The following is a 24,215-nucleotide window of genomic DNA, read 5'->3' as shown; positions in this document are numbered from 1 at the left end:
CTTTTTTACAGCACCATCACACCATCCTCGGTTTTCAACCAACGCGGCGCTTTTAACGTATCGGCGAAATAGCCTACCAAATCCTGCAGTAAATCGCCCGCCACGCGTTCCATCTCGTCAGACAGTGTTTTGCTCATCAGTAAATGCGTCAATAGCTGGCAGTAACGCCCCATCTGATCTGGTTCGGGTTCAAAGAGGGGAGTGCGGGTCGGTAAGGTTTCTACCGTCAGGCTGGCCTGTAGATGCTGCGGTACAGGTTCCGTTAAGGTTGGTTGTAGTAGTGCCAGACAGGCCGACAGGCGCGCACAAATCGCCAGTTTTTCAACAGGGTCATGACATTCAACAAGCCCTTCGACAAAACGCTCACAGTTATCTGCCAGCTCGGTGAAATCCGTTGCATGGCTAAAGGGCAGGGTAAATAAAGAGTGTGAAAAGAGAGGGGTAGTCGCCATAGGGCAGCCTCCAATGAGTGAAATTTACCACCACCGAAGGGACCAACCTTTTGGTGGCGGGCTGAACGGAGTTGGTCCTACCGGCCTCATTGGATACCGGTGCGTCTTGTGACGCCACCGTCCAGCCCACCATTGAGGTGTAGCTGGTCGCACGACAAAAGTGAATTTTATCGCGAATGAGGTAATCAGGGGACCAATCCTGGCACCTGATTTTGCAAGTGCAGCGAGAAGATAATGCTAATCTGCGATGCTGACAAGAGCGTATTCCGGAAGGCGCTTCGCAGAAATGAAAATACGCTTTTTCAGAGACTTAAATGATTGAGGTGTTTCTCACAAACACATTCACGGCGCTGATTGCCCGGTGGCGCGAGCGCTTACCGGGCCTACACACGAGCATATATCAACACCGTAGGCCGGGTAAGGCGAAGCCGCCACCCGGCGTAAAGTGAGTGCGTTACCCCTTCATCCACATCCGCACGCCATCGAGGAACATCTGGGTTGCCATCATCACCAGAATCAGCCCCATCAGGCGCTCCAGCGCGTTAACCCCTTTCTCGCCCAGCAGGCGTAAAAACAGCGAAGACTGCAGCAAAATCACGAACGTCCCGCCCCAGGCGATCAGCAGCGCAATCACCAGATGCCCCATCTGGTTTGGGTACTGATGCGACAACAGCATTAATGAGGCCAGGATTGTCGGACCGGCGACCAGCGGAATCGCCAGCGGTACGATAAACGGCTCTTCACCAGCCGGAAGCCCGGTGCTATTCCCGGTGGCGCTGGGGAAAATCATCTTAATGGCGATCAGGAACAGAATGATGCCCCCGGAGATCGATACGGTTTCCGCACGCAGGTTAAGAAATGCCAGAATTTTCTCGCCCGCAAACAGGAATATCAGCATCACCAACAGCGCAATAAACAGCTCGCGAATCATAATCGCGCGGCGACGTTTTGGTTCGGTATGTTTCAATACGGACATGAAAATGGGCAGGTTTCCGAGCGGATCCATAATCAGGATCAATAAAACTGCCGCTGAAATGATTTCATTCATAACTCAAATTCCCTGATAATTACCGCGGACTTTCTGCTTGCTTGCGCAGCGGGATAAGTCGCATTACTGATGGCTTCGCTATCATTGATTAATTTCACTTGCGACTTTGGCTGCTTTTTGTATGGTGAAGGATAGGCCAGTAGGATACTGGTTAGCATACACAGCACACATCTCTGCAGGAAAAAACGCTATGAAAAATGTTGGTTTTATCGGCTGGCGCGGTATGGTCGGCTCTGTTCTCATGCAACGCATGGTTGAGGAGCGTGACTTCGACGCCATTCGCCCTGTTTTCTTTTCTACTTCCCAGCTTGGGCAGGCGGCACCGACGTTCGGTGGCACCGCGACCGGCACACTTCAGGACGCTTTTGATCTGGATGCGCTGAAGGCGCTCGATATCATCGTGACCTGTCAGGGCGGCGATTATACCAACGAAATCTATCCAAAGCTTCGTGAAAGCGGTTGGCAGGGGTACTGGATTGACGCAGCCTCTTCGCTGCGTATGAAAGACGATGCCATCATTATTCTCGATCCGGTTAACCAGGATGTCATCACCGACGGCCTGAACAAAGGCATTAAGACCTTTGTCGGCGGCAACTGTACCGTTAGCCTGATGCTGATGTCCCTCGGTGGCCTGTTTGCCAATGACCTGGTTGACTGGGTTTCCGTAGCGACCTATCAGGCGGCTTCCGGCGGCGGCGCGCGCCATATGCGTGAACTGCTGTCTCAGATGGGTCATCTGTATGGCCATGTGGCCGAGGAACTGGCGACCCCTTCCTCTGCTATTCTCGACATCGAACGTAAAGTAACGACCCTGTCCCGCAGCGGCGAACTGCCGGTTGATAACTTTGGCGTACCGCTGGCCGGTAGCCTGATTCCGTGGATCGACAAACAGCTCGATAACGGTCAGAGCCGTGAAGAGTGGAAGGGACAGGCGGAAACCAACAAAATTCTCAACACGTCTTCCGTGATCCCGGTTGATGGCCTGTGCGTGCGCGTCGGTGCGCTGCGCTGCCACAGCCAGGCGTTCACCATTAAACTGAAAAAAGATGTGTCTATTCCGACCGTGGAAGAACTGCTGGCGGCGCACAATCCGTGGGCCAAAGTTGTACCAAACGATCGGGATATCACCATGCGTGAGTTAACCCCGGCGGCCGTTACCGGCACGCTGACCACGCCAGTAGGCCGTCTGCGTAAGCTGAACATGGGACCGGAGTTCCTGTCAGCCTTTACCGTGGGCGACCAGTTGCTGTGGGGGGCTGCGGAGCCATTGCGCCGTATGCTGCGCCAATTGGCGTAATAGTTTGTTAACGATCAAGGGGTGAGGAATCACCCCTTTTTTTGCGTAATACAGGAGTAAGCGCAGATGTTTCATTTTTTACCAGGAGTAAGATAAAGCATTGGCTATTCTTTAAGGGTGACTTAGTACCGGAGGTATTAAGTTGTTGCCTGAAGGTGGGACGACGCAGAGAGGATGCACAATTGTGCTGCGTCGTTCAGGTCAAAAAAAGTGTCACTACCTGATGTCGAAAATCAGTTGGAAGGGGTGACGCCATAAAACAGGATGACAACCATGTCCGTTCGTATCGATAGAGACGTGATTAATGCGCTAATTGCAGGCCATTTTGCGGATCCTTTTTCCGTACTCGGTATGCACCAAACTGATGCTGGACTTGAAGTCCGCGCCCTATTACCTGACGCCACCGAAGTGTGGGTGATCGAACCCAAAACCGGACGCAAAGTCGGCAAGCTGGATTGCCTCGACTCTCGCGGTTTTTTCTGTGCAGTACTTCCCCGCCGTAAAAATTTCTTTCGCTATCAGTTGGCCGTTGTCTGGCATGGACAGCAGAATCTGATTGATGACCCTTATCGTTTTGGCCCGCTGATCCAGGATATGGATGCCTGGCTGTTATCTGAAGGTACGCACCTGCGACCTTACGAAACGCTGGGTGCGCATGCGGATACCATGGATGGCGTAACCGGTACGCGCTTCTCAGTCTGGGCACCTAACGCTCAACGCGTGTCAGTGGTTGGGCAGTTCAACTACTGGGATGGTCGTCGCCACCCGATGCGCCTGCGCAAAGAAAGCGGTATTTGGGAGCTGTTTATCCCCGGTGCGCAGCATGGTCAGCTGTATAAATACGAGATGATCGATGCCAACGGTAAGCTGCGAATCAAAGCGGACCCTTACGCCTTCGAAGCGCAAATGCGTCCGGAAACCGCGTCGCTTATCTGTGGTCTGCCGGAAAAAGTAGTGCAAAGCGAGGCGCGCAAAAAAGCCAACCAGTTTGATGCACCGATCTCTATCTATGAAGTTCACCTGGGGTCATGGCGTCGTCATACCGATAACAACTTCTGGCTGAGCTACCGCGAGCTGGCGGATCAGTTGGTGCCGTACGCCAAATGGATGGGCTTTACCCACCTCGAACTGTTGCCGATTAACGAGCATCCGTTCGACGGTAGCTGGGGCTACCAGCCTACCGGCATGTATGCGCCGACCCGTCGCTTCGGGACGCGCGATGATTTCCGCTATTTCGTGAATGCCGCGCATCAGGCGGGGCTGAACGTCATTCTCGACTGGGTGCCGGGTCATTTCCCGTCGGACGACTTTGGTTTGGCAGAGTTTGATGGCACCAACCTGTATGAGCACAGCGACCCGCGCGAAGGATATCACCAGGACTGGAACACGCTGATCTACAACTATGGTCGCCGTGAAGTCAGCAACTACCTGGTGGGTAATGCTCTGTACTGGATTGAACGCTTTGGTATTGACGCGCTGCGCGTGGATGCCGTGGCGTCGATGATTTATCGCGACTACAGCCGCAAAGAAGGGGAATGGATCCCAAACGAATTTGGTGGTCGTGAAAACCTCGAAGCCATTGAATTTTTGCGCAATACCAACCGCATTCTTGGCGAGCAGGTGCCTGGTGCGGTGAGCATGGCGGAAGAGTCGACCGACTTTGCCGGCGTTTCAAGACCACAGGATATGGGCGGTTTAGGGTTTTGGTATAAGTGGAACCTCGGCTGGATGCACGACACGCTGGACTACATGAAGCTGGATCCGATTCATCGTCAGTACCATCACGACAAGCTGACCTTCGGCATGCTGTACAACTACACCGAAAACTTCGTCCTGCCGCTGTCGCATGATGAAGTGGTACACGGTAAAAAATCCATTCTCGATCGCATGCCGGGAGACGCATGGCAGAAGTTTGCCAACCTGCGCGCCTACTACGGCTGGATGTGGGCCTTCCCGGGCAAAAAACTGCTGTTTATGGGCAACGAGTTTGCGCAGGGACGTGAATGGAACCATGACGCCAGCCTCGACTGGCACCTGCTGGAAGGTGGCGATAACTGGCACCACGGCGTACAGCGTCTGGTGCGCGATCTGAACCACACCTACCGTCATCACAAAGCGCTGCACGAGGTCGACTTTGACGCCTATGGTTTTGAATGGCTGGTGGTGGATGACAACGAACGTTCGGTGCTGGCTTTCGTGCGTCGTGACAAGGTCGGCAATGAAATCATCGTGGTCAGTAACTTTACGCCTGTGCCCCGGCATGGCTATCGCTTCGGTATCAATCAGCCAGGCAAATGGCGTGAGATCCTCAATACCGACTCGATGCATTACCACGGTAGCAATACCGGCAACGGCGGTGCGGTGCACAGCGATGAAATCGCCAGCCATGGTCGTCAGCACTCACTGAGCCTCACGTTACCGCCGTTGGCAACGATCTGGCTGGTCAGGGAGGGGTAATGACGCAACTGGCAACCGGCAACGCCACCCCCCATGGTGCAACGTATGACGGCCATGGTGTCAATTTCACACTCTTCTCGGCCCACGCTGAACGCGTTGAATTATGCGTATTCGATGAGCAAGGGTGCGAACTTCGCTATGACCTGCCGGGGCGTAGCGGTGATGTCTGGCACGGCTATCTGGCCAACGCCCGGCCCGGTCTGCGCTATGGCTATCGTGTTCATGGCCCATGGCAACCGCAGCAGGGCCACCGGTTTAATCCGGCCAAGCTGCTGCTTGACCCTTGCGCCCGTCGGGTGGATGGCGAGTTAAAAGATAACCCGCTGCTGCACGGTGGGCTAAATGAACCGGATCATCATGATAATGCCACCATCGCGCTGAAGGGCGTGGTGGTGTCCGATCATTATGACTGGGAGGATGATACCCCGCCGCGCACGCCGTGGGGCAATACCGTGATTTACGAAGCGCATGTCAAAGGGTTGACGTATTTGCATCCTGAGCTGCCGGAAGAGATTCGCGGAACCTACAAAGCGCTGGGCCATCCAGTGATGATCGATTACTTCAAGCGCCTCGGCATTACCGCGCTGGAGCTGCTGCCGGTGGCGCATTTTGCCAGCGAACCACGGCTTCAGCGGCTGGGGCTGTCGAACTATTGGGGCTACAACCCGGTAGCGATGTTTGCACTGCATCCGGCCTATGCCTGTTCGCCGGAGAGTGCGCTTGATGAGTTTCGCGACGCGGTAAAAGCGCTGCACAAAGCGGGGATTGAGGTCATTCTCGATATCGTTTTGAACCACAGCGCCGAACTGGATCTCGAAGGCCCCGTCTTCTCGCTGCGCGGAATTGATAACCGTAGCTATTATTGGATCAGGGACGATGGTGATTACTACAACTGGACCGGTTGTGGGAACACCCTCAATCTGAGCCATCCGGGCGTTGTGGAATACGCATGTGAATGCCTGCGCTACTGGGTTGAAACCTGCCATGTGGATGGTTTTCGTTTTGATTTGGCTTCCGTCATGGGGCGTACACCTGCGTTTCGTCAGGATGCGCCACTGTTTACCGCGATCCAAAACTGTCCGCTGCTCTCACGCGTTAAGCTGATTGCGGAACCGTGGGATATTGGTGAAGGCGGGTATCAGGTGGGGAATTTCCCCCCGCCGTTTGCCGAGTGGAATGACCATTTCCGCGATGCGACCCGACGCTTCTGGCTCCAGCGTAATCTCTCGTTGGGTGAGTTTGCCGGGCGTTTTGCCGCATCAAGCGACGTGTTTAAACGCGATGGTCGCAAACCCAGCGCGACGGTCAATCTGGTGACTGCGCACGACGGTTTTACGCTACGCGACTGTGTGTGCTTCACAAATAAGCACAATGAAGCGAATGGTGAGGAAAATCGCGACGGCACTAGCAATAACTACAGCGACAATCATGGTAAAGAAGGATTAGGTGGCACGCTGGACCTGATTGAGCGGCGGCGCGACAGCATTCATGCGCTGTTATCCACGCTGTTGCTCTCCCAGGGGACGCCGATGTTGCTGGCGGGCGATGAGCATGGTCATAGCCAGCACGGCAACAATAACGCTTACTGCCAGGATAACGCTCTAACCTGGCTAGACTGGCAGCAGGCAAACAGCGGGCTAACCACATTTACCGCTGCCCTGATCCATCTTCGTCAGCAAATTCCTGCATTAACGGACGATCGCTGGTGGGAAGAGGGCGATGGCAATGTTCGTTGGCTGAATAAGTACGCACAACCCTTAAGTGCGGATGAGTGGCAAAACGGCCCGAGGCAGATGCAAATCCTGCTATCAGACCGTTTTCTGATTGCAATAAATGCCACGCTTGAGGTGACAGATATCGTTTTACCTGAAGGGGAATGGTGCGCCGTTCCCCCATTTGCCGGAGAGGATAATCCGGTGCTTACGGCTGTCTGGCAGGGACCTGCGCACGGACTGTGTGTGTTCCAGAGAAGATAAAAAAGGAGTTAGTCATGGTGAGTTTAGAGAAGAACGATCGTGTAATGTTGGCGCGCCAGCTGCCATTAAAATCTGTTGCCCTGATCCTGGCCGGTGGCCGTGGTACCCGCTTAAAAGATTTAACCAACAAACGTGCCAAACCTGCTGTGCACTTTGGCGGTAAGTTCCGCATTATCGATTTTGCCTTATCCAACTGTATTAACTCCGGGATCCGCCGTATTGGCGTGATCACTCAGTACCAGTCCCACACGCTGGTGCAGCATATTCAGCGCGGCTGGTCGTTCTTTAGCGAAGAGATGAACGAGTTTGTCGATCTGCTGCCTGCCCAGCAGAGAATGCAGGGTGAAAACTGGTATCGCGGTACGGCGGATGCGGTGACCCAAAACCTGGACATCATTCGACGCTATAAAGCGGAATATGTGGTGATCCTCGCGGGCGATCATATCTACAAGCAGGACTACTCACGCATGCTGATCGACCACGTCGAGAAAGGCGCGCGTTGCACCGTGGCCTGTATGCCAGTGCCTATTGAAGAGGCCAGCGCGTTTGGCGTAATGGACGTGGACGACACCGATAAAATTATCGAGTTCGTTGAAAAACCCGCCAACCCGCCAGCTATGCCAGGTGACCCGACCAAATCTCTTGCCAGTATGGGGATCTACGTTTTCAACGCCGATTATCTATATGAATTGCTGGCGGAAGATGACCTCGATGAAAACTCCAGTCACGATTTCGGTAAAGACATTATCCCGAAAATCACCGAAGCTGGCATGGCGTATGCACATCCATTCCCGTTGTCCTGCGTGCAGTCTGACCCGGAATCTGAGCCGTACTGGCGTGACGTGGGTACGCTGGAAGCCTACTGGAAGGCGAACCTCGATCTGGCTTCGGTGACGCCTGAACTGGACATGTACGACCAGGACTGGCCAATCCGTACGCACATGGAATCGCTGCCACCGGCGAAATTTGTTCAGGACCGTTCCGGCAGCCACGGAATGACGCTGAACTCGCTGGTTTCTGGCGGATGCATAATTTCAGGTTCGGTGGTGGTGCAGTCCGTTCTGTTCCCGCGAGTGCGGGTGAATTCATTCTGTAACATTGATTCGGCAGTGTTGTTACCTGAAGTGTGGGTGGGACGTTCGTGCCGCTTACGTCGTTGCATTATCGACCGCGCCTGCGTTATTCCCGAAGGCATGGTGATTGGTGAAAACGCGGAAGAAGATGCGCGTCGTTTCTACCGTTCAGAGGAAGGTATTGTGCTGGTCACGCGTGAAATGCTACGCAAACTGCAGATCAAACAGGAGCGATAATGCAGGTTTTACACGTTTGTTCAGAGATGTTCCCCCTGTTAAAAACCGGGGGACTGGCGGATGTTATTGGGGCGTTACCCGCAGCGCAAATAGCGGACGGCGTGGATGCCCGCGTGCTGCTCCCGGCGTTTCCTGATATTCGTCGCGGCATTCCCGATGCGCAGGTTGTAACGCGTCGGGATACCTTCGCCGGACGTATCACGCTGCTGTTCGGGCATTTCAACGGCGTGGGTATTTACCTGATTGACGCGCCGCATCTCTATGACCGCCCCGGTAGCCCGTATCACGACACTAACCTGTTTGCGTATACCGATAACGTGCAGCGTTTTGCATTGCTGGGCTGGGTTGGCTGTGAAATGGCCTGTGGCCTTGACCCATTCTGGCGCCCGGATGTGGTGCATGCACACGACTGGCATGCGGGTCTGGCTCCGGCGTATCTGGCGGCGCGCGGCCATCCGGCGAAATCGGTGTTCACCGTCCACAATCTGGCGTATCAAGGCATGTTTTATGCAAAGCATATGGATGACATCCAATTGCCATGGTCGTTCTTTAATGTGCACGGACTGGAGTTTAACGGGCAGATTTCGTTTCTGAAGGCAGGGTTGTACTACGCCGACCACATTACGGCGGTCAGTCCGACCTACGCGCGGGAAATTACCGAGCCGCAGTTTGCCTACGGGATGGAAGGTCTGTTGCAGCAGCGTCATCGTGAAGGCCGTCTTTCCGGCGTGCTGAACGGCGTTGATGAAAAAATCTGGAGCCCGGAAACCGATCTCCTGCTGGCATCGCGATATACGCGCGACACGCTGGAGGAGAAGGCAGAAAACAAACGTCAGCTTCAGATAGCGATGGGACTTAAGGTCAACGATAAAGTACCGCTGTTTGCCGTGGTGAGCCGTCTGACCAGTCAAAAAGGGCTGGATCTGGTGCTGGAAGCGCTGCCGGGGTTGTTAGAGCAGGGTGGACAGCTGGCATTGCTAGGCGCGGGCGATCCGGTATTACAGGAAGGATTCCTCGCCGCAGCGGCGGAACATCCAGGACAGGTGGGTGTGCAGATCGGCTATCACGAAGCCTTCTCGCACCGCATCATGGGTGGGGCCGATGTGATATTGGTTCCCAGCCGTTTTGAGCCGTGTGGCTTAACGCAGTTGTATGGACTGAAGTACGGCACGCTGCCGCTGGTGCGGCGCACCGGTGGGCTGGCTGATACAGTCTCTGACAGTTCGCTGGAAAACCTGGCGGACGGTATCGCCAGTGGGTTTGTATTTGAAGATAGTAATGCCTGGTCGCTGTTACGCGCGATCCGGCGTGCTTTCGTATTGTGGTCCCGGCCTTCGCTTTGGCGGTTTGTACAACGTCAGGCCATGACCATGGATTTTAGCTGGCAAGTCGCGGCGAAGTCATACCGTGAGCTTTACTATCGCTTGAAATAGATATCCAGGAATCACCTATATGAATGCTCCATTTACTTATGCATCGCCCACACTCAGCGTAGAGGCACTTAAGCATTCTATTGCCTATAAGCTGATGTTCACGATTGGTAAGGACCCGGTCATTGCCAATAAACATGAGTGGCTGAACGCCACGTTGTTCGCGGTGCGCGACCGTCTCGTGGAGCGCTGGCTGCGTTCTAACCGTGCGCAATTATCTCAGGAAACTCGTCAGGTCTATTACCTGTCTATGGAGTTTCTGATTGGCCGCACGCTTTCCAATGCACTGTTATCGCTGGGCATTTATGACGATGTCAAAAATGCGCTGGAAGGTATGGGGTTGGATCTTGAAGATCTGATCGACGAAGAAAACGACCCGGGTCTTGGCAATGGCGGTCTCGGGCGCCTGGCGGCCTGCTTCCTGGACTCTCTGGCAACGCTGGGATTGCCGGGACGCGGTTACGGTATTCGTTATGACTACGGCATGTTCAAGCAGAACATTGTTGATGGCCGCCAGAAAGAGTCGCCTGACTACTGGCTGGAATACGGTAACCCGTGGGAATTCAAACGGCACAACACGCGCTACAAAGTGCGTTTTGGCGGGCGCATTCAGCAGGAAGGTAAGAAAACGCGCTGGATAGAAACCGAAGAGATCCTCGCGGTCGCCTACGACCAGATTATCCCCGGCTACGACACCGACGCCACCAACACGCTGCGCCTGTGGAATGCCCAGGCCAGTAGCGAGATTAATCTCGGTAAATTTAACCAGGGCGACTACTTTGCGGCGGTGGAAGATAAAAACCACTCCGAGAACGTCTCCCGCGTACTGTACCCGGACGACTCCACCTATTCAGGACGCGAACTGCGGTTGCGCCAGGAGTATTTCCTGGTCTCCTCCACGGTGCAGGACATTCTGAGCCGTCATTACCAGCTGCACAAAACCTACGACAACCTGGCGGATAAAATCGCCATTCACCTCAACGACACCCATCCGGTGCTGTCGATCCCTGAGCTAATGCGACTGCTGATCGATGAGCATAAGTTTAGCTGGGACGATGCGTTTGAGGTCTGCTGCCAGGTCTTCTCGTATACCAACCACACCTTGATGAGCGAAGCGCTGGAGACCTGGCCTGTCGATATGCTGGGAAAAATTTTGCCGCGCCATCTGCAAATCATCTTTGAAATCAACGACTACTTCCTGAAGACGTTGCAGGAACAGTATCCAAACGATACTGCTCTGCTGGGGCGGACGTCGATTATCGATGAATCTAACGGCCGTCGTGTGCGTATGGCATGGCTGGCGGTGGTGGTGAGCCACAAGGTTAACGGCGTTTCCGAGCTGCACTCCAACCTGATGGTGCAGTCGCTGTTTGCTGATTTTGCGAAGATTTTCCCGACTCGTTTTTGCAACGTCACCAATGGCGTGACGCCGCGCCGCTGGCTGGCGCTGGCTAACCCGTCGCTCTCTGAAGTGCTGGATGAGAACATTGGTCGCACCTGGCGAACCGATCTCAGCCAGCTCAGCGAGCTGGAGCAGCACTGCGATTACCCACTGGTAAATCAGGCTGTGCGCCGCGCGAAGCTGGAGAATAAAAAGCGTCTGGCCACGCTCATCGCCCAGCAACTGAACGTGGTGGTGAACCCGAAATCGCTGTTTGATGTGCAGATAAAGCGTATTCACGAATACAAACGCCAGTTGATGAACGTGCTGCATGTGATCACCCGCTACAATCGCATTAAGGCCGATCCTGATGCTGAGTGGGTACCGCGTGTGAATATCTTCGCCGGTAAAGCGGCTTCGGCTTATTACATGGCGAAACACATCATTCACCTGATCAACGACGTCGCCAAAGTGATCAACAACGATCCGCAAATTGGCGACAAGCTGAAAGTGGTGTTTATCCCCAACTACAGCGTCAGCCTGGCGCAGGTGATTATTCCTGCTGCCGACCTTTCTGAACAGATTTCTCTGGCCGGGACCGAAGCCTCCGGTACCAGTAATATGAAATTTGCTCTTAACGGTGCGCTGACCATCGGGACGCTGGACGGTGCCAACGTTGAGATGCTGGAGCATGTGGGCGCAGAAAATATCTTTATCTTTGGTAATACGGCGGAAGAGGTCGAGGCTTTACGCAGCCAGGGCTACAAGCCGCGTGAGTATTACGAGAAAGACGAAGAGCTGCACCAGGTGCTGACGCAGATCGGCAGCGGCGTATTCAGCCCTGAGGAGCCGGGACGCTATCGCGACCTGGTGGATTCGCTGATTAACTTTGGCGACCACTATCAGGTTCTGGCGGATTATCGCAGCTACGTTGATTGCCAGGATAAGGTTGATGAACTGTATCGTCACCCGGAAGAGTGGACCACCAAGTCGATGATTAATATCGCCAACATGGGGTACTTCTCGTCGGACAGGACGATCAAAGAGTACGCCGAAAACATCTGGCATATCGATTCGGTGCGGTTGTAACACACGATGCCGGGGGAGCTTCGCTTGCCCGGCCTACGTTTATGCACTCTTGTAGGCCGGATAAGGCGCTAGCCGCATCCGGCATTTTTATCAGGACGCCAGCGACAGCTGGTGTTTTTCAATGTACTCCGCCAGCCACTGGGTCATACGCGACTGCTGCTCAGCATTCAGCCACATACCTTCTTTCGTGCGACGCCACAACGCATCTTCCGCACGACGAACCCATTCATGATCGACCAGATATTTCAGTTCGGCCTCATAAAACTCATGGCCAAAGTCTTCACCTAACTCGGCAAGCGAGGTGGCTTCGCCGATAACCCATTCGGTGTTGCTGCCGTAGGTGCGAGAATAATGGCGTGCCAGCGACTCGGTCAGGAACGGGTAGCGACGGCGCAGTTTGGCCGCGTAATCTTCGCGATCGCCGCCAATGTCACCGCCTGGCAGAATGCACTCTTTCGTCCATGCCGGACCAATTCCTTGGTAGTACGATGCCAGTTTTTCCATCGCGTGCTCAGCCAGCTTACGATAGGTGGTCAGCTTACCGCCAAAGACCGACAGCAGCGGCGCTTTGCCGTTTTCGTCGTGGATATCCAGCGTGTAATCACGGGTGATCGCCTGCGGTGAGTCAGACTCGTCATCGCACAGCGGACGCACGCCTGAGTAAGTCCAGACGATATCATCACGGCCCAGCTGCTTCTTAAAGTGCGCGTTGTAGACCTTCAGCAGATAATTGATTTCGCTTTCATCAATTTTCACTGCTTTCGGATCGCCTTTGTATTCAACGTCTGTCGTCCCGATGATCGAGAATTCGTCCATCCATGGGATAACAAACACAATACGCTTATCTTCGTTTTGCAGAATATAAGCTTGCTTCTGGGTATGTACGCGCGGCACTACGATGTGGCTGCCTTTAATCAGGCGAATGCCGTACGGTGATGGCAGGTGCATACCGTCGTCGAAGAACTCTTTCACCCACGGACCGGTGGCGTTGACCAGGCCACGCGCCTGCCAGGTGTATTTTTTGCCGGTATCGATATCTTCAGCTTCAACAATCCACAAACCGTTTTCACGGCGAGCAGAAGTGGCGCGAGTGCGGGTTAATACTTCTCCGCCTTTACGTACAACCATTTGGGCGTTTGCCAAAACCAGTCGCGCATCGTCGACCCAGCAGTCAGAATATTCGAAACCGCGCACAATCTCAGGTTTCATTACGGAATCTGCGCCAAAACGCAAACCGGTAGAACTTGGCAAACTGGTGCGTTTGCCCAGATGATCGTACATAAACAAACCAATGCGGATCATCCACGCCGGACGCAGATGCGGGCGGTGGGGCAGACGAAAGCGCATCGGGAAGGCGATATGCGGTGCCATTTTCAACAGCACTTCACGTTCGGCCAGCGCTTCGCTTACCAGACGAAATTCGTAGTGTTCCAGGTAGCGCAGGCCACCGTGGATGAGTTTGGAGCTAGCGGAAGAGGTGGCGCAGGCTAAATCCTGCGCTTCCAGCATCAGCACGGATAAACCGCGTCCAGCGGCATCTGCCGCGATACCGGCACCGTTGATGCCTCCACCTATCACAATCAGATCTTTGGTTTCCATGCTGGCCTCTCGCACTTTCGTTATAGCTCATTAATGTTCGTTATCGAGCATAATAGCAAAGAATCGCGCCATTGGTAACATCGGATAAACAATTTACAGTGATACATATAACATTATGGCGTTTAACTGCCGTCGGGACGTACACTAAGCAGTAACATGTCCGAAAAGCATCACCTGCCATATAAAGAAGAGAGAGCAATGGATCAGTTTGAATGTATTAATGTCGAAGAAGCGCATCAGAAGCTGCATCAGGGGAGCGCGGTGTTAGTGGATATCCGTGATCCGCAAAGCTATGCCATGGGTCATGCCCCGCAGGCGTTTCATCTGACGAACGACACGCTGGGGTCATTTATGCGCGAGCATGATTTCGACACCGCTGTGTTGGTGATGTGTTATCACGGCAACAGCAGTAAAGGTGCGGCGCAATATCTTCTTCAGCAAGGCTATGACGCGGTTTACAGCGTTGATGGCGGCTTCGACGCCTGGCATCGACATTTTCCGGCAGAAGTGGCATACGGTTCGTAAGCTAACAAAGATGCAGCCTGAAACGGGCAGGATATATATACTGTCCTCTTTTGTGTGGAATAAGCGACAGCAACCATGTTGATGATTACCTCTTTTGCTAACCCCCGCGTGGCGCAGGCATTTGTTGATTATATGGCGACACAGGGCGTTATCCTGACGATTCAACAACATCAGCAAACGGATGTCTGGCTGGCGGATGAGTCCCAAGCCGAGCGCGTGCATGCTGAACTGGCGCGATTTCTGGAGAATCCGGGCGATCCGCGCTACCTAGCGGCAAGCTGGCAGTCGGGTCAGACCGACAGCGGTCTGCACTACCAGCGTTATCCGTTCCTGGCCACATTGCGCGAACGCGCAGGCCCGGTAACCTGGTTGGTAATGGCCGCGTGTGTGCTGGTGTTTATCGCGATGAACGTGCTGGGCGACCAGGCGGTGATGCTTTGGCTGGCATGGCCGTTTGACCCTTCGCTGAAATTTGAATTCTGGCGTTATTTCACCCACGCTTTTATGCACTTCTCGCTGATGCATATTCTGTTCAACCTGTTGTGGTGGTGGTATCTCGGCGGTGCGGTTGAAAAGCGTCTGGGCAGTGGAAAACTGATTGTAATTACCGTGATCAGCGCCCTGTTGAGCGGCTATGTTCAGCAGAAATTTAGCGGCCCGTGGTTTGGTGGACTGTCTGGCGTGGTATATGCGCTGATGGGCTACGTGTGGTTGCGCGGCGAGCGCGATCCGCAAAGCGGTATTTTCCTGCAGCGTGGTTTGATTATCTTTGCTTTGATCTGGATTGTTGCCGGCTGGTTTGATCTATTCGGCATGTCGATGGCGAATGGCGCTCATATCGCCGGATTGGCCGTGGGTCTGGCAATGGCGTTTGCCGATACGATGAATGTGCGGAAACGAACTTTGTAGGCCGGATAAGCGTTAGCGCATCCGGCAAAATTTCAGGGAACACTAATGAAGCAAACACAACGACATGACGCGATCATCGAGCTGGTAAAAAAACAGGGATACGTCAGTACTGAAGAGCTGGTGGAGCATTTCTCCGTCAGCCCGCAGACGATTCGCCGCGATCTTAACGATCTGGCCGATCAGAACATGATTTTGCGCCATCACGGCGGCGCGGCGCTGCCATCCAGCTCGGTCAACACCCCGTGGCATGACCGTAAAGCGACGCAGACGGCGGAAAAAGAGCGCATTGCCCGCAAAGTTGCCACGCAGATCCCGAACGGCTCTACGCTGTTTATTGATATCGGAACCACGCCGGAAGCGGTGGCTCACGCGCTGCTTAATCACAGCAATTTACGCATTGTGACCAACAACCTCAATGTGGCGAACACGCTGATGGCGAAAGAGGATTTCCGCATAATCCTCGCCGGTGGTGAACTGCGTAGCCGCGATGGCGGTATTATGGGCGAAGCGACCCTCGACTTTATTTCTCAGTTCCGTCTGGACTTCGGCATCTTAGGGATCAGCGGCATCGACAGCGATGGTTCTCTGCTGGAGTTTGATTATCACGAGGTTCGCACCAAGCGCGCGATCATTGAGAATTCACGGCATGTGATGCTGGTGGTGGACCACTCGAAGTTTGGGCGTAACGCGATGGTGAATATGGGCAGCATCAGCATGGTGGATGCGGTGTATACCGACACGATGCCGCCTGCTGGTGTGATGCAGGTGATTGCTGACCATCATATCCAGTTAGAGCTGTGCTAAGGTAATTCCAGGCCTGATAAGCGTTGCGTATCAGGCATTAACTAAACGCCGTACCCCATCATCTTCAGCAGCTTCTGCGCATGTTGCACCGCATCCTGGCGATGTGCGACGCCGAGCTTTTGGTACAAATTGCGGATGTGCGTCTTGATGGTTGTTGCCGCGACGGCCAGCTCTCCGGCGATCTGCTCGTTGCTGTAGCCTGAATAAATCAGTCCCAGAACCTGCCATTCGCGCTGGGTCAGCGGGCTGGTGCGGATAAGTTCCGGCACTTCCGGGTGAGTAAGCAGACGCTCAACGAACCCTTCATCGAAGTGGGCAAATTTATGGCGGTGGTGCTGGTTAATCTCACGCAAAATGCGCTGGGCGCGGTGCTGATCGAGTTCCGGTAAGGTATTGAGCTGAATCAGCTGACGCAGTTGTTGCGCCATGGCCTCGCCTTCGATAACAAAGTGGCTGATAAACCCGGTACGGTTCGCCAGCTGTAGGGCGTCGAGTAACACACGCTGGGCGTCATTTTTGCGCCCTGCCTGCCAGTAGAGCTGATTAAGCAGCAACAGGTTGCGGTTCAAATCGCTCATCAGGCGCAGGTTGCGCGCATTTTCATTCAACTCTTCCAGCACAATCTCAGCCGGTTCAAACTCGCCGAGCAGGATTTGTGCACGAGCGATGTTGCGCCACTGGCTTTGCAGGAAGTGGTTATTGGCGAATTCTGGTTTCGGCGTGTGGCGCAGCCAGTTGGCGGCCGAGTTTTTGTCGCCCACCATTTGCCAGTAAATCACCCGCACCTTATCGGCGTTGGAGATCCAGTCGCTGTGATAGTGACCGTTGCCCAACAGGTTTTCCAGACGGTTGAGCAGGCTGCGAGCGTTATCGAGATCGCCCCGTGCCAGTGAACACTGAACCAGCAGCGCCAGACACTGTAGCTGTTGCTGCGGCTGGAAAGTGGAAAGCAGTTCAATACCGCTACGGGCAGAAGCTTCTGATTCATCCAGACGCGCCCATGCCCACAGTAGCTGCGCGCGAATACGTACCAGGAATTCGTGCATCGGCAGCTGTTCCAGGTGCTGTTCTTTGATCAGTTGGAACGCTTTTTCCTGAGTTTCCCAGGCGGCCTGTAAAAAGCCCTGGGCAAACAAAATTTCGCTTTGCTGGATAAGACTCCACAGTGCGTAATGCCAGACGTCATGATGACGCGCCATTTGCTCGGTTTGCTGCATCAACGCCAGAGAGCGCGTGAGATCGCCCTTACAGTGCAGGACTTCGCCGTGCACCGAGGTGGCGACGATCCGGCTATAGAACCAGGCGATGGGTAACTCATCCAGCGCCAGTTTCGCCAGGCGTTCGGCTTCGTCAGGATTGCCGTCGTTAATCGCTACCTGCGCCCGTAAAGCGTTGAATTCGGCGTGCAGTGTCGGCTCCATGTCGCCTTTCATTTCCTGTTCTGCGCGCGCCAGCAAGGTGTTAACCTCTCCGTAGCGGTGCTGGCTTTGCATCAGCCAGGCTTGCAACAGAACCAGACGCGGATTTTCCAGCAGGCTTTCCCACGGCAGGGCTTTCAGCGACTCTTCCAGTAACGTCAGCTCGCTATGGTTAAACAGTCCCCATGCATGATTAAGCAGGATATCGCGCAGCATATGGGCGTCGCCGGCCGCCAGCGCGTGGTGGATAGCTTCGCTGGGGAAGCCTTGCGCCATCCAGCTTTCAGCTGCGGCGCGGTGTATTTCGGGCAGTTCGTTCGCCAGCTCCCATTGGCAGCGCTGGCGTAAAAAGCTGCCAAACAGAGGGTGATAGCTGAACCACTCGCCAACGTCATCCATTCGCTGCAGGAATAACCCCTGGCGCTCAATTTCTTCCAGCCGCATCTGGCCGTTTTCTTCCCCGGTAACGCGGACGATCAGCGCATCGTTCATGGAACGAAGAATGGCGCTTTTCAGCAGGAAGTGACGGGTGCCGAGGTCGACGCTGTCCAGCACTTCATCAACCAGATAATCGGACAAATGGCTGGCGTTGATCCCCGCGAGGCGTCGTGCTGACTGGTGCGCGGAATGATTGTTCTGGCGGGCGGAAAGGGCGATCAGTTGTAATGCCGTGGCCCAGCCAGCAACGTCATCGCACATCCGGCTGCTTTCAGCCGCTTCGATGGGGGAGGACAAACGTCGGTCGAAAAATTGTTTGGCTTCCTGATGGTTAAAGGCCAGCTGTTGGCTGCCTATCTCCAGCAGTTGATCGCGTACCCGCAGGTTGGCAATACCCAACTGCGGCAGATTGCGCGACAGCACGACCAGCGTGAGGTTCTCAGGCTGATGACGCAGGAAGAAACGCATCGCTTCGTGAATGGCCGGATTAGAGATCAGATGATAATCATCTACTACCAGGTAGAGCGGGCGGTGCCACTCGGCCAGTTCGATAAATAGCTGGGCAAACAGTGACGTCAGGCTGGCGTACTGACGTTTTTGCACCATCGCTTCGCTGGTGGTGCAGTGTCCACCGGTTGCCTGTTGGATAGCGGCGATCAGATAACTGGCAAAGCGCTCTTGCTGATTATCGCCCTCATCCAGAGAATACCAGCCTAAATCATTTTTCCCTGCCGCCCATTGTGAAACCAGCGTCGTTTTTCCATAACCAGCAGGACTTGTTATCAGGGCAAGCCTGAAATTGTTCGCGCCGGAAAGTTTAGCCAACAGGCGCTCACGAACCACCGTATGGTCGAGTCGAACCGGACGACTTAATTTAGACGGAATCAACATAAGTTAGTCACTTCACTGTGTGAAAATAGGGAAGAATGATTTTTTTTGCGCTTCGTAATTAATAGATATAAGGTCGGCCAGATTGGTGTTTTATGCAAGCTAAGCGGACTTTTTGTGTGTCTGATTTTGCACTATGTCACAAATCTATACATCTATTGCAATAAATGCTTTAAAGAGTCGCAACAGGCGTGGCGACTGGATCCGTCGTTATTTTAACTGTGTTGAAAAATCCCTCTCTTTTTATATGGTTACTCAAATAGCTAATGAATATCACCGAATTTTGTGGCCGACTTAAAAGTTTTATGTGAATTATCTTATCCGGCATAGATATTTCAGGTTAGAAACTATTTCCCTATTTACACATTGTTTCTCATCGTCATATCGCTATTTGATATTGTCGATTAATCCTTTGTTACTAATGCGTCATCCGAAGAGCGTTATGCGGGGTTTGCGCGAATTTACGGGCAATTACCTCCCCTTTAAGTGGTGGCGATCACACTTTTATGCTCATCCCCGCTCCTCCTCCCTCCCTAATCCGTGCCAGGATGAGGAATGTCAACAACGAGCCAGGCAAACTAGCGATAACGTTGTTTTATTACCTAAGGATCTGGAACCCCTATGTCACAGCCTACTTTCAACAAAGATCAATTTCAGGCTGCCCTGACGCGTCAGTGGCAGCGCTTCGGTTTACTGTCGGCTCAAGAAATGACGTCGCGCCAGTGGTGGCAGGCAGTGAGTGGGGCGTTGGCTGAGTTACTCAGCGCCCAGCCTGCGGCGAAACCGGCAAAAAATCAGCGTCACGTTAACTACATCTCGATGGAGTTTTTGATTGGTCGCCTGACCGGCAACAATTTACTCAACCTCGGCTGGTATCAGGCGGTGAGCGATGAGCTGAAAGCGCATGACGTCAACCTGACTGATCTGCTGGAAGAAGAGATCGATCCGGCGTTGGGTAACGGTGGATTGGGACGCCTGGCGGCCTGCTTCCTTGATTCGATGGCGACAGTCGGCCAGTCGGCGACGGGCTATGGCCTCAACTACCAGTACGGCCTGTTCCGTCAGTCGTTTGCCGATGGCCAACAGATGGAAGCCCCGGATGACTGGCATCGTGGCAGCTACCCGTGGTTCCGTCACAACGAGGCGCTGGATGTGCAGGTTGGGATTGGCGGCAAGGTCACCAAAGAAGGGCACTGGGAGCCAGGGTTTACTATCACCGGCCAGGCCTGGGATCTGCCGGTTCTCGGTTACCGTAACGGCGTAGCGCAACCGCTGCGTCTGTGGCAGGCCAGCCATGCGCACCCGTTTAACCTGACCAAATTTAATGACGGCGATTTCCTGCGCGCAGAGCAGCAGGGCATCGACGCTGAAAAACTGACGAAAGTGCTGTACCCGAACGATAACCACACCGCGGGTAAAAAGCTGCGCCTGATGCAGCAGTACTTCCAGTGCGCCTGCTCCGTAGCCGACATTCTGCGCCGCCATCATCTGGCAGGGCGTAAGCTGCACGAACTGGCTGATTACGAAGTTATTCAACTTAACGATACTCACCCGACTATCGCGATCCCTGAACTGCTACGCGTGCTGATTGATGAGCATCAGATGAGCTGGGACGATGCGTGGGCGATTACCAGCAAGACCTTCGCTTACACCAACCACACCCTGATGCCGGAAGCGTTAGAGTGCTGGGATGAGAAACTGGTGAAAGCACTCCTGCCGCGCCACATGCAAATCATCAAAGAGATTAACGACCGCTTTAAGACGTTGGTTGATAAAACCTGGCCGGGTGATGCTGAAGTCTGGGCGAAGCTGGCAGTGGTGCACAATAAACAGGTGCGTATGGCCAACATGTGCGTGGTCAGCGGTTTTGCGGTCAACGGTGTGGCGGCGCTGCACTCCGATCTGGTAGTGAAAGATCTGTTCCCGGAATATCACCAGCTCTGGCCGAACAAATTCCATAACGTCACTAACGGGATTACTCCGCGTCGCTGGATTAAGCAATGTAACCCGGCGCTTGCCGCACTGCTGGATAAATCGCTGAAAAAAGAGTGGGCTAACGACCTCGACCAGCTGATTAACCTGGAAAAATACGCGGACGATGCGAAGTTCCGTCAGCAGTATCGTGACATCAAGCTGGCGAACAAAGAGCGTCTGGTGAAGTTTATTAAAGCGCGTACCGGTATTGAAATAACGACTAACGCTATCTTTGATATTCAGATTAAACGTCTTCATGAGTACAAGCGCCAGCACCTGAATCTGCTGCATATTCTGGCGTTGTACAAAGAAATCCGTGAGAACCCGCAGGCAGATCGCGTGCCGCGCGTATTCTTGTTTGGCGCAAAAGCTGCTCCGGGTTACTACCTGGCGAAAAATATCATCTTCGCCATCAACCAGGTTGCACAAACCATCAATAACGACCCGACAGTCGGCGACAAGCTGAAGGTCGTCTTCCTGCCGGATTATTGTGTCTCGGCGGCGGAAATGCTGATCCCGGCGGCGGACATCTCTGAGCAGATTTCAACCGCAGGGAAAGAGGCTTCCGGCACCGGTAACATGAAGCTGGCGCTGAACGGTGCGTTAACCGTAGGTACGCTGGATGGCGCAAACGTCGAAATCGCCGAGAAGGTGGGTGACGAGAATATCTTTATCTTTGGTCATACCGTGGAAGAGGTGAAGGCGCTCAAAGCCAAAGGCTACGACCCGGTGAAATGGCGTAAAAAAGACAAAGTGCTGGATGCTGTCCTGAAAGAGCTGGAAAGCGGGAAATACAGCGATGGCGACAAGCATGCCTTTGACCAGATGCTGCACAGTATCGGCAAGCAGGGCGGCGACCCGTATCTGGTGATGGCGGACTTCGCGGCCTACGTTGAAGCTCAGAAGCAGGTTGACGTGTTGTATCGTGACCAGGACGCCTGGACCCGGGCGGCGATTCTGAATACCGCGCGTTGCGGCATGTTCAGCTCGGATCGCTCCATCCGCGATTATCAGGCTCGTATCTGGCAGGCGAAACGTTAAGGAATCGCGATGGAAAGCAAACGTCTGGATAATGCCGCGCTGGCGGCGGGGATCAGCCCCAATTACATTAATGCCCACGGTAAACCGCAGTCTATTGGCGCCGAAACCAAACGGCGTTTGCTTGACGCCATGCATCGCACCACCGCTGCCACTCAGGTGGCGGTAACCCCGGTGCCGAATGTCATGGTCTATACCGCTGGCAAGAAAATGCCGCTGGCGGTTGAGGGAAGCGGAGAGTTTAACTGGCTGCTGACTACCGAAGAGGGCGTGCAGCACAAAGGGCATGCCGTCGGCGGTAAATCTTTTAACCTTCCGGCGAAGCTGCCGGAGGGGTATCACACGTTGACCCTGACCCAGGGCGAGCTGCGTTCCCATTGTCGTATCATCGTGGCACCAAAGCGCTGCTATGAACCGCAGGCGTTGTTAGCCGGGCAGAAGCTGTGGGGCGCATGTGTTCAGCTCTACACCTTGCGATCGGAAAAGAACTGGGGGATTGGCGATTTCGGCGATCTCCGCACCATGCTGGTGGATGTGGCGCAACGCGGCGGCGCGTTTATCGGGCTTAATCCGATTCACGCGCTGTATCCGGCGAATCCGGAGAGTGCCAGCCCGTACAGCCCGTCGTCACGTCGCTGGTTGAACGTTATTTATATTGATGTAAACGCCGTAGATGATTTCCGTCTGAGTAAAGAGGTGCAGGCGTGGTGGAAGAAACCCGCGACTCAGCAAGCTCTGCAACGCGCGCGCGATGCCGAGTGGGTTGATTATTCTGCTGTTACCGCACTGAAGATGACGGCGCTACGTATGGCGTGGAAAAGCTTCTCTGCGCGTGATGATGAGCAGATGGCGGCATTTCGCCAGTTTGTGGCTCAGGAAGGGGGTAGCCTCTACTGGCAGGCGGCCTTTGATGCGCTGCATGCGCATCAGGTGAAAGAGGACGCATTGCGCTGGGGCTGGCCGGTGTGGCCAGAAGCTTTTCAGTCAGTGGACTCGCCAGAGGTAAAACGCTTCTGCGAAGAACATCGTGATGACGTAGATTTCTACCTGTGGTTGCAGTGGCTGGCGTATACCCAGTTTGCTGACTGCTGGAAAACCAGCCAGGGCTTTGCAATGCCGATAGGGCTGTATCGCGACCTGGCCGTTGGCGTGGCCGAAGGCGGGGCGGAAACCTGGTGTGACCGCGAGTTGTATTGCCTGAAAGCTTCAGTTGGCGCGCCGCCGGATATTCTCGGTCCGCTTGGGCAAAACTGGGGACTGCCGCCGATGGATCCGCACATCATCACGGCACGCGCTTACGAGCCATTTATCGAACTGCTGCGCGCCAATATGCAGAACTGCGGCGCGTTGCGTATCGACCATGTTATGTCGATGCTGCGTCTGTGGTGGATCCCTTACGGTGAAACAGCCGATCACGGTGCCTACGTGCATTATCCGGTCGATGATCTGCTGTCAATTCTGGCGCTGGAGAGTAAACGTCACCACTGCATGGTGATTGGTGAAGATCTGGGTACCGTGCCGGTGGAGATCGTCAGCAAGCTGCGTGACAGCGGCGTCTACTCCTACAAAGTGCTTTATTTTGAGAATGACCATGAGAAAAACTTCCGTGCGCCGAAAGCGTACCCGGAACAATCAATGGCAGTCGCGGCGACGCATGACCTTCCTACGCTTAAAGGTTATTGGGATAGCGGCGATCTGACGCTAGGTAAAGCACTGGGCCTGTACCCGGATGAAGTCGTGCTGCGCGGGTTGTATCAGGACCGGGAACTGGCGAAACAGGGGCTGCTGGACGCGCTGCATAAATACGGCTGCCTGCCAAAACGTGCCGGTCACAAGGCGTCCCTGATGTCGATGACGCCGATTCTGAATCGCGGCATGCAACGCTACATCGCTGACAGCAACAGTGCGTTGCTGGGCCTGCAACCGGAAGACTGGCTGGATATGGCTGAGCCGGTCAACATTCCGGGGACCAGCGACCAGTACAAAAACTGGCGGCGTAAGCTCACCGCCACGCTGGAGCAGATGTTTGCCGATGAGGGCGTGAATAAGCTGATTAAGGATTTGGATAAGCGGCGAAAAGCGGCCGTGAAGAAGAAGTAAGAAAGCCGGGGATTTCCCCGGCTTTTTTATGGTGATGGCTCGTAGCACGTAGGTCTGATAAGCGTAGCGCCATCAGGCTCAG

The 24,215-nt window shown here is 54.3% G+C and carries 15 protein-coding genes; 11 read left to right on the top strand and 4 right to left on the bottom strand.

Translation table 11 applies throughout. The features are described from left to right. Positions 1-5 precede the first annotated feature (5 nt). Both SK38_RS20585 and yhgN read right to left on the bottom strand, forming a co-directional pair. Positions 6-452 carry a hypothetical protein gene (locus SK38_RS20585; RefSeq protein WP_003827612.1) on the bottom strand — a complete coding sequence of 149 codons (447 nt, stop codon included), beginning with the start codon at positions 450-452 and terminating at the stop codon, positions 6-8. A 454-nt stretch (positions 453-906) separates the two neighbouring features. Beyond that, on the bottom strand, positions 907-1,500 hold the full coding sequence (gene yhgN, locus SK38_RS20580) for an NAAT family transporter YhgN (protein WP_003023480.1): 594 nt from the start codon (positions 1,498-1,500) through the stop codon (positions 907-909). A gap of 190 nt (positions 1,501-1,690) precedes the next feature. On the opposite strand from yhgN, the gene asd reads away from it, so the two are divergent. From asd to glgP, 6 genes are all read left to right on the top strand, one after another. Next, entirely contained in the window at positions 1,691-2,797 is a 1,107-nt protein-coding gene (gene asd, locus SK38_RS20575) for an aspartate-semialdehyde dehydrogenase (RefSeq protein ID WP_003827614.1), read from the top strand. Positions 2,798-3,070: 273 nt separating this feature from the next. Then, the gene (gene glgB, locus SK38_RS20570) at positions 3,071-5,254 is read left to right on the top strand and encodes a 1,4-alpha-glucan branching enzyme (protein WP_048236951.1); all 2,184 of its coding nucleotides are present in this window, start codon (positions 3,071-3,073) and stop codon (positions 5,252-5,254) included. Beyond that, positions 5,254-7,230 (top strand): glycogen debranching protein GlgX, encoded by a 1,977-nt coding sequence (gene glgX / locus SK38_RS20565; protein ID WP_048236950.1) that lies wholly within the window; start codon positions 5,254-5,256, stop codon positions 7,228-7,230. The genes glgB and glgX overlap by 1 nt, the downstream gene beginning before the upstream one ends. A 14-nt stretch (positions 7,231-7,244) precedes the next feature. Then, entirely contained in the window at positions 7,245-8,540 is a 1,296-nt protein-coding gene (glgC, locus tag SK38_RS20560) for a glucose-1-phosphate adenylyltransferase (RefSeq protein WP_003827621.1), read from the top strand. Beyond that, complete coding sequence (glgA, locus tag SK38_RS20555; RefSeq protein ID WP_003827622.1) at positions 8,540-9,973, top strand: glycogen synthase GlgA; 1,434 nt, start codon at positions 8,540-8,542, stop codon at positions 9,971-9,973. The genes glgC and glgA overlap by 1 nt, the downstream gene beginning before the upstream one ends. Before the next feature lie 19 nt (positions 9,974-9,992). Further along, on the top strand, positions 9,993-12,440 hold the full coding sequence (gene glgP / locus SK38_RS20550; RefSeq protein ID WP_003827624.1) for a glycogen phosphorylase: 2,448 nt from the start codon (positions 9,993-9,995) through the stop codon (positions 12,438-12,440). A 90-nt stretch (positions 12,441-12,530) separates the two neighbouring features. On the opposite strand, the gene glpD is transcribed toward glgP, so the two are convergent. Further along, positions 12,531-14,039: a glycerol-3-phosphate dehydrogenase gene (glpD, locus tag SK38_RS20545; protein WP_008786343.1), complete on the bottom strand. Its 1,509-nt coding sequence runs from the start codon at positions 14,037-14,039 to the stop codon at positions 12,531-12,533. Between the two features lie 198 nt (positions 14,040-14,237). On the opposite strand from glpD, the gene glpE reads away from it, so the two are divergent. The 3 genes from glpE to SK38_RS20530 all read left to right on the top strand — a co-directional run bounded on the left by glpE (position 14,238) and on the right by SK38_RS20530 (position 16,277). Next, positions 14,238-14,564, top strand: coding sequence for a thiosulfate sulfurtransferase GlpE (gene glpE, locus SK38_RS20540; RefSeq protein WP_003827629.1), 327 nt, complete (start codon positions 14,238-14,240; stop codon positions 14,562-14,564). 75 nt (positions 14,565-14,639) lie between these two features. After that, the gene (gene glpG / locus SK38_RS20535) at positions 14,640-15,473 is read left to right on the top strand and encodes a rhomboid family intramembrane serine protease GlpG (RefSeq protein WP_032945236.1); all 834 of its coding nucleotides are present in this window, start codon (positions 14,640-14,642) and stop codon (positions 15,471-15,473) included. Positions 15,474-15,518: 45 nt separating this feature from the next. Next, complete coding sequence (locus SK38_RS20530) at positions 15,519-16,277, top strand: DeoR/GlpR family transcriptional regulator (RefSeq protein ID WP_048236949.1); 759 nt, start codon at positions 15,519-15,521, stop codon at positions 16,275-16,277. A 41-nt stretch (positions 16,278-16,318) separates the two neighbouring features. Here the strand turns inward: SK38_RS20530 and malT are convergent, their stop codons facing one another. After that, positions 16,319-19,024 carry an HTH-type transcriptional regulator MalT gene (gene malT / locus SK38_RS20525; RefSeq protein WP_003827634.1) on the bottom strand — a complete coding sequence of 902 codons (2,706 nt, stop codon included), beginning with the start codon at positions 19,022-19,024 and terminating at the stop codon, positions 16,319-16,321. Between the two features lie 618 nt (positions 19,025-19,642). Here malT and malP point away from each other — a divergent pair. Together malP and malQ are read left to right on the top strand one after the other, a co-directional pair. Further along, the gene (gene malP, locus SK38_RS20520) at positions 19,643-22,036 is read left to right on the top strand and encodes a maltodextrin phosphorylase (protein WP_048236948.1); all 2,394 of its coding nucleotides are present in this window, start codon (positions 19,643-19,645) and stop codon (positions 22,034-22,036) included. Between the two features lie 9 nt (positions 22,037-22,045). After that, positions 22,046-24,133 carry a 4-alpha-glucanotransferase gene (gene malQ, locus SK38_RS20515; RefSeq protein ID WP_048236947.1) on the top strand — a complete coding sequence of 696 codons (2,088 nt, stop codon included), beginning with the start codon at positions 22,046-22,048 and terminating at the stop codon, positions 24,131-24,133. The last annotated feature ends 82 nt before the right edge of the window (positions 24,134-24,215 follow it).

The sequence above is a fragment of the Citrobacter sp. MGH110 genome, assembly GCF_001037515.1.
Taxonomy (GTDB): Bacteria; Pseudomonadota; Gammaproteobacteria; order Enterobacterales; family Enterobacteriaceae; genus Citrobacter; species Citrobacter portucalensis.
The sequence above is the reverse complement of the archived record's forward strand: the minus strand, read 5'-3'. Positions and strand labels throughout refer to the sequence as shown.

Coding starts and splice junctions, on each gene's coding strand:
- SK38_RS20585 (WP_003827612.1), bottom strand. CDS start 452: ATGGCGACTACCCCTCTCTTTTCACACTCTTTATTTACCCTGCCCTTT.
- yhgN (WP_003023480.1), bottom strand. CDS start 1,500: ATGAATGAAATCATTTCAGCGGCAGTTTTATTGATCCTGATTATGGAT.
- asd (WP_003827614.1), top strand. CDS start 1,691: ATGAAAAATGTTGGTTTTATCGGCTGGCGCGGTATGGTCGGCTCTGTT.
- glgB (WP_048236951.1), top strand. CDS start 3,071: ATGTCCGTTCGTATCGATAGAGACGTGATTAATGCGCTAATTGCAGGC.
- glgX (WP_048236950.1), top strand. CDS start 5,254: ATGACGCAACTGGCAACCGGCAACGCCACCCCCCATGGTGCAACGTAT.
- glgC (WP_003827621.1), top strand. CDS start 7,245: ATGGTGAGTTTAGAGAAGAACGATCGTGTAATGTTGGCGCGCCAGCTG.
- glgA (WP_003827622.1), top strand. CDS start 8,540: ATGCAGGTTTTACACGTTTGTTCAGAGATGTTCCCCCTGTTAAAAACC.
- glgP (WP_003827624.1), top strand. CDS start 9,993: ATGAATGCTCCATTTACTTATGCATCGCCCACACTCAGCGTAGAGGCA.
- glpD (WP_008786343.1), bottom strand. CDS start 14,039: ATGGAAACCAAAGATCTGATTGTGATAGGTGGAGGCATCAACGGTGCC.
- glpE (WP_003827629.1), top strand. CDS start 14,238: ATGGATCAGTTTGAATGTATTAATGTCGAAGAAGCGCATCAGAAGCTG.
- glpG (WP_032945236.1), top strand. CDS start 14,640: ATGTTGATGATTACCTCTTTTGCTAACCCCCGCGTGGCGCAGGCATTT.
- SK38_RS20530 (WP_048236949.1), top strand. CDS start 15,519: ATGAAGCAAACACAACGACATGACGCGATCATCGAGCTGGTAAAAAAA.
- malT (WP_003827634.1), bottom strand. CDS start 19,024: ATGTTGATTCCGTCTAAATTAAGTCGTCCGGTTCGACTCGACCATACG.
- malP (WP_048236948.1), top strand. CDS start 19,643: ATGTCACAGCCTACTTTCAACAAAGATCAATTTCAGGCTGCCCTGACG.
- malQ (WP_048236947.1), top strand. CDS start 22,046: ATGGAAAGCAAACGTCTGGATAATGCCGCGCTGGCGGCGGGGATCAGC.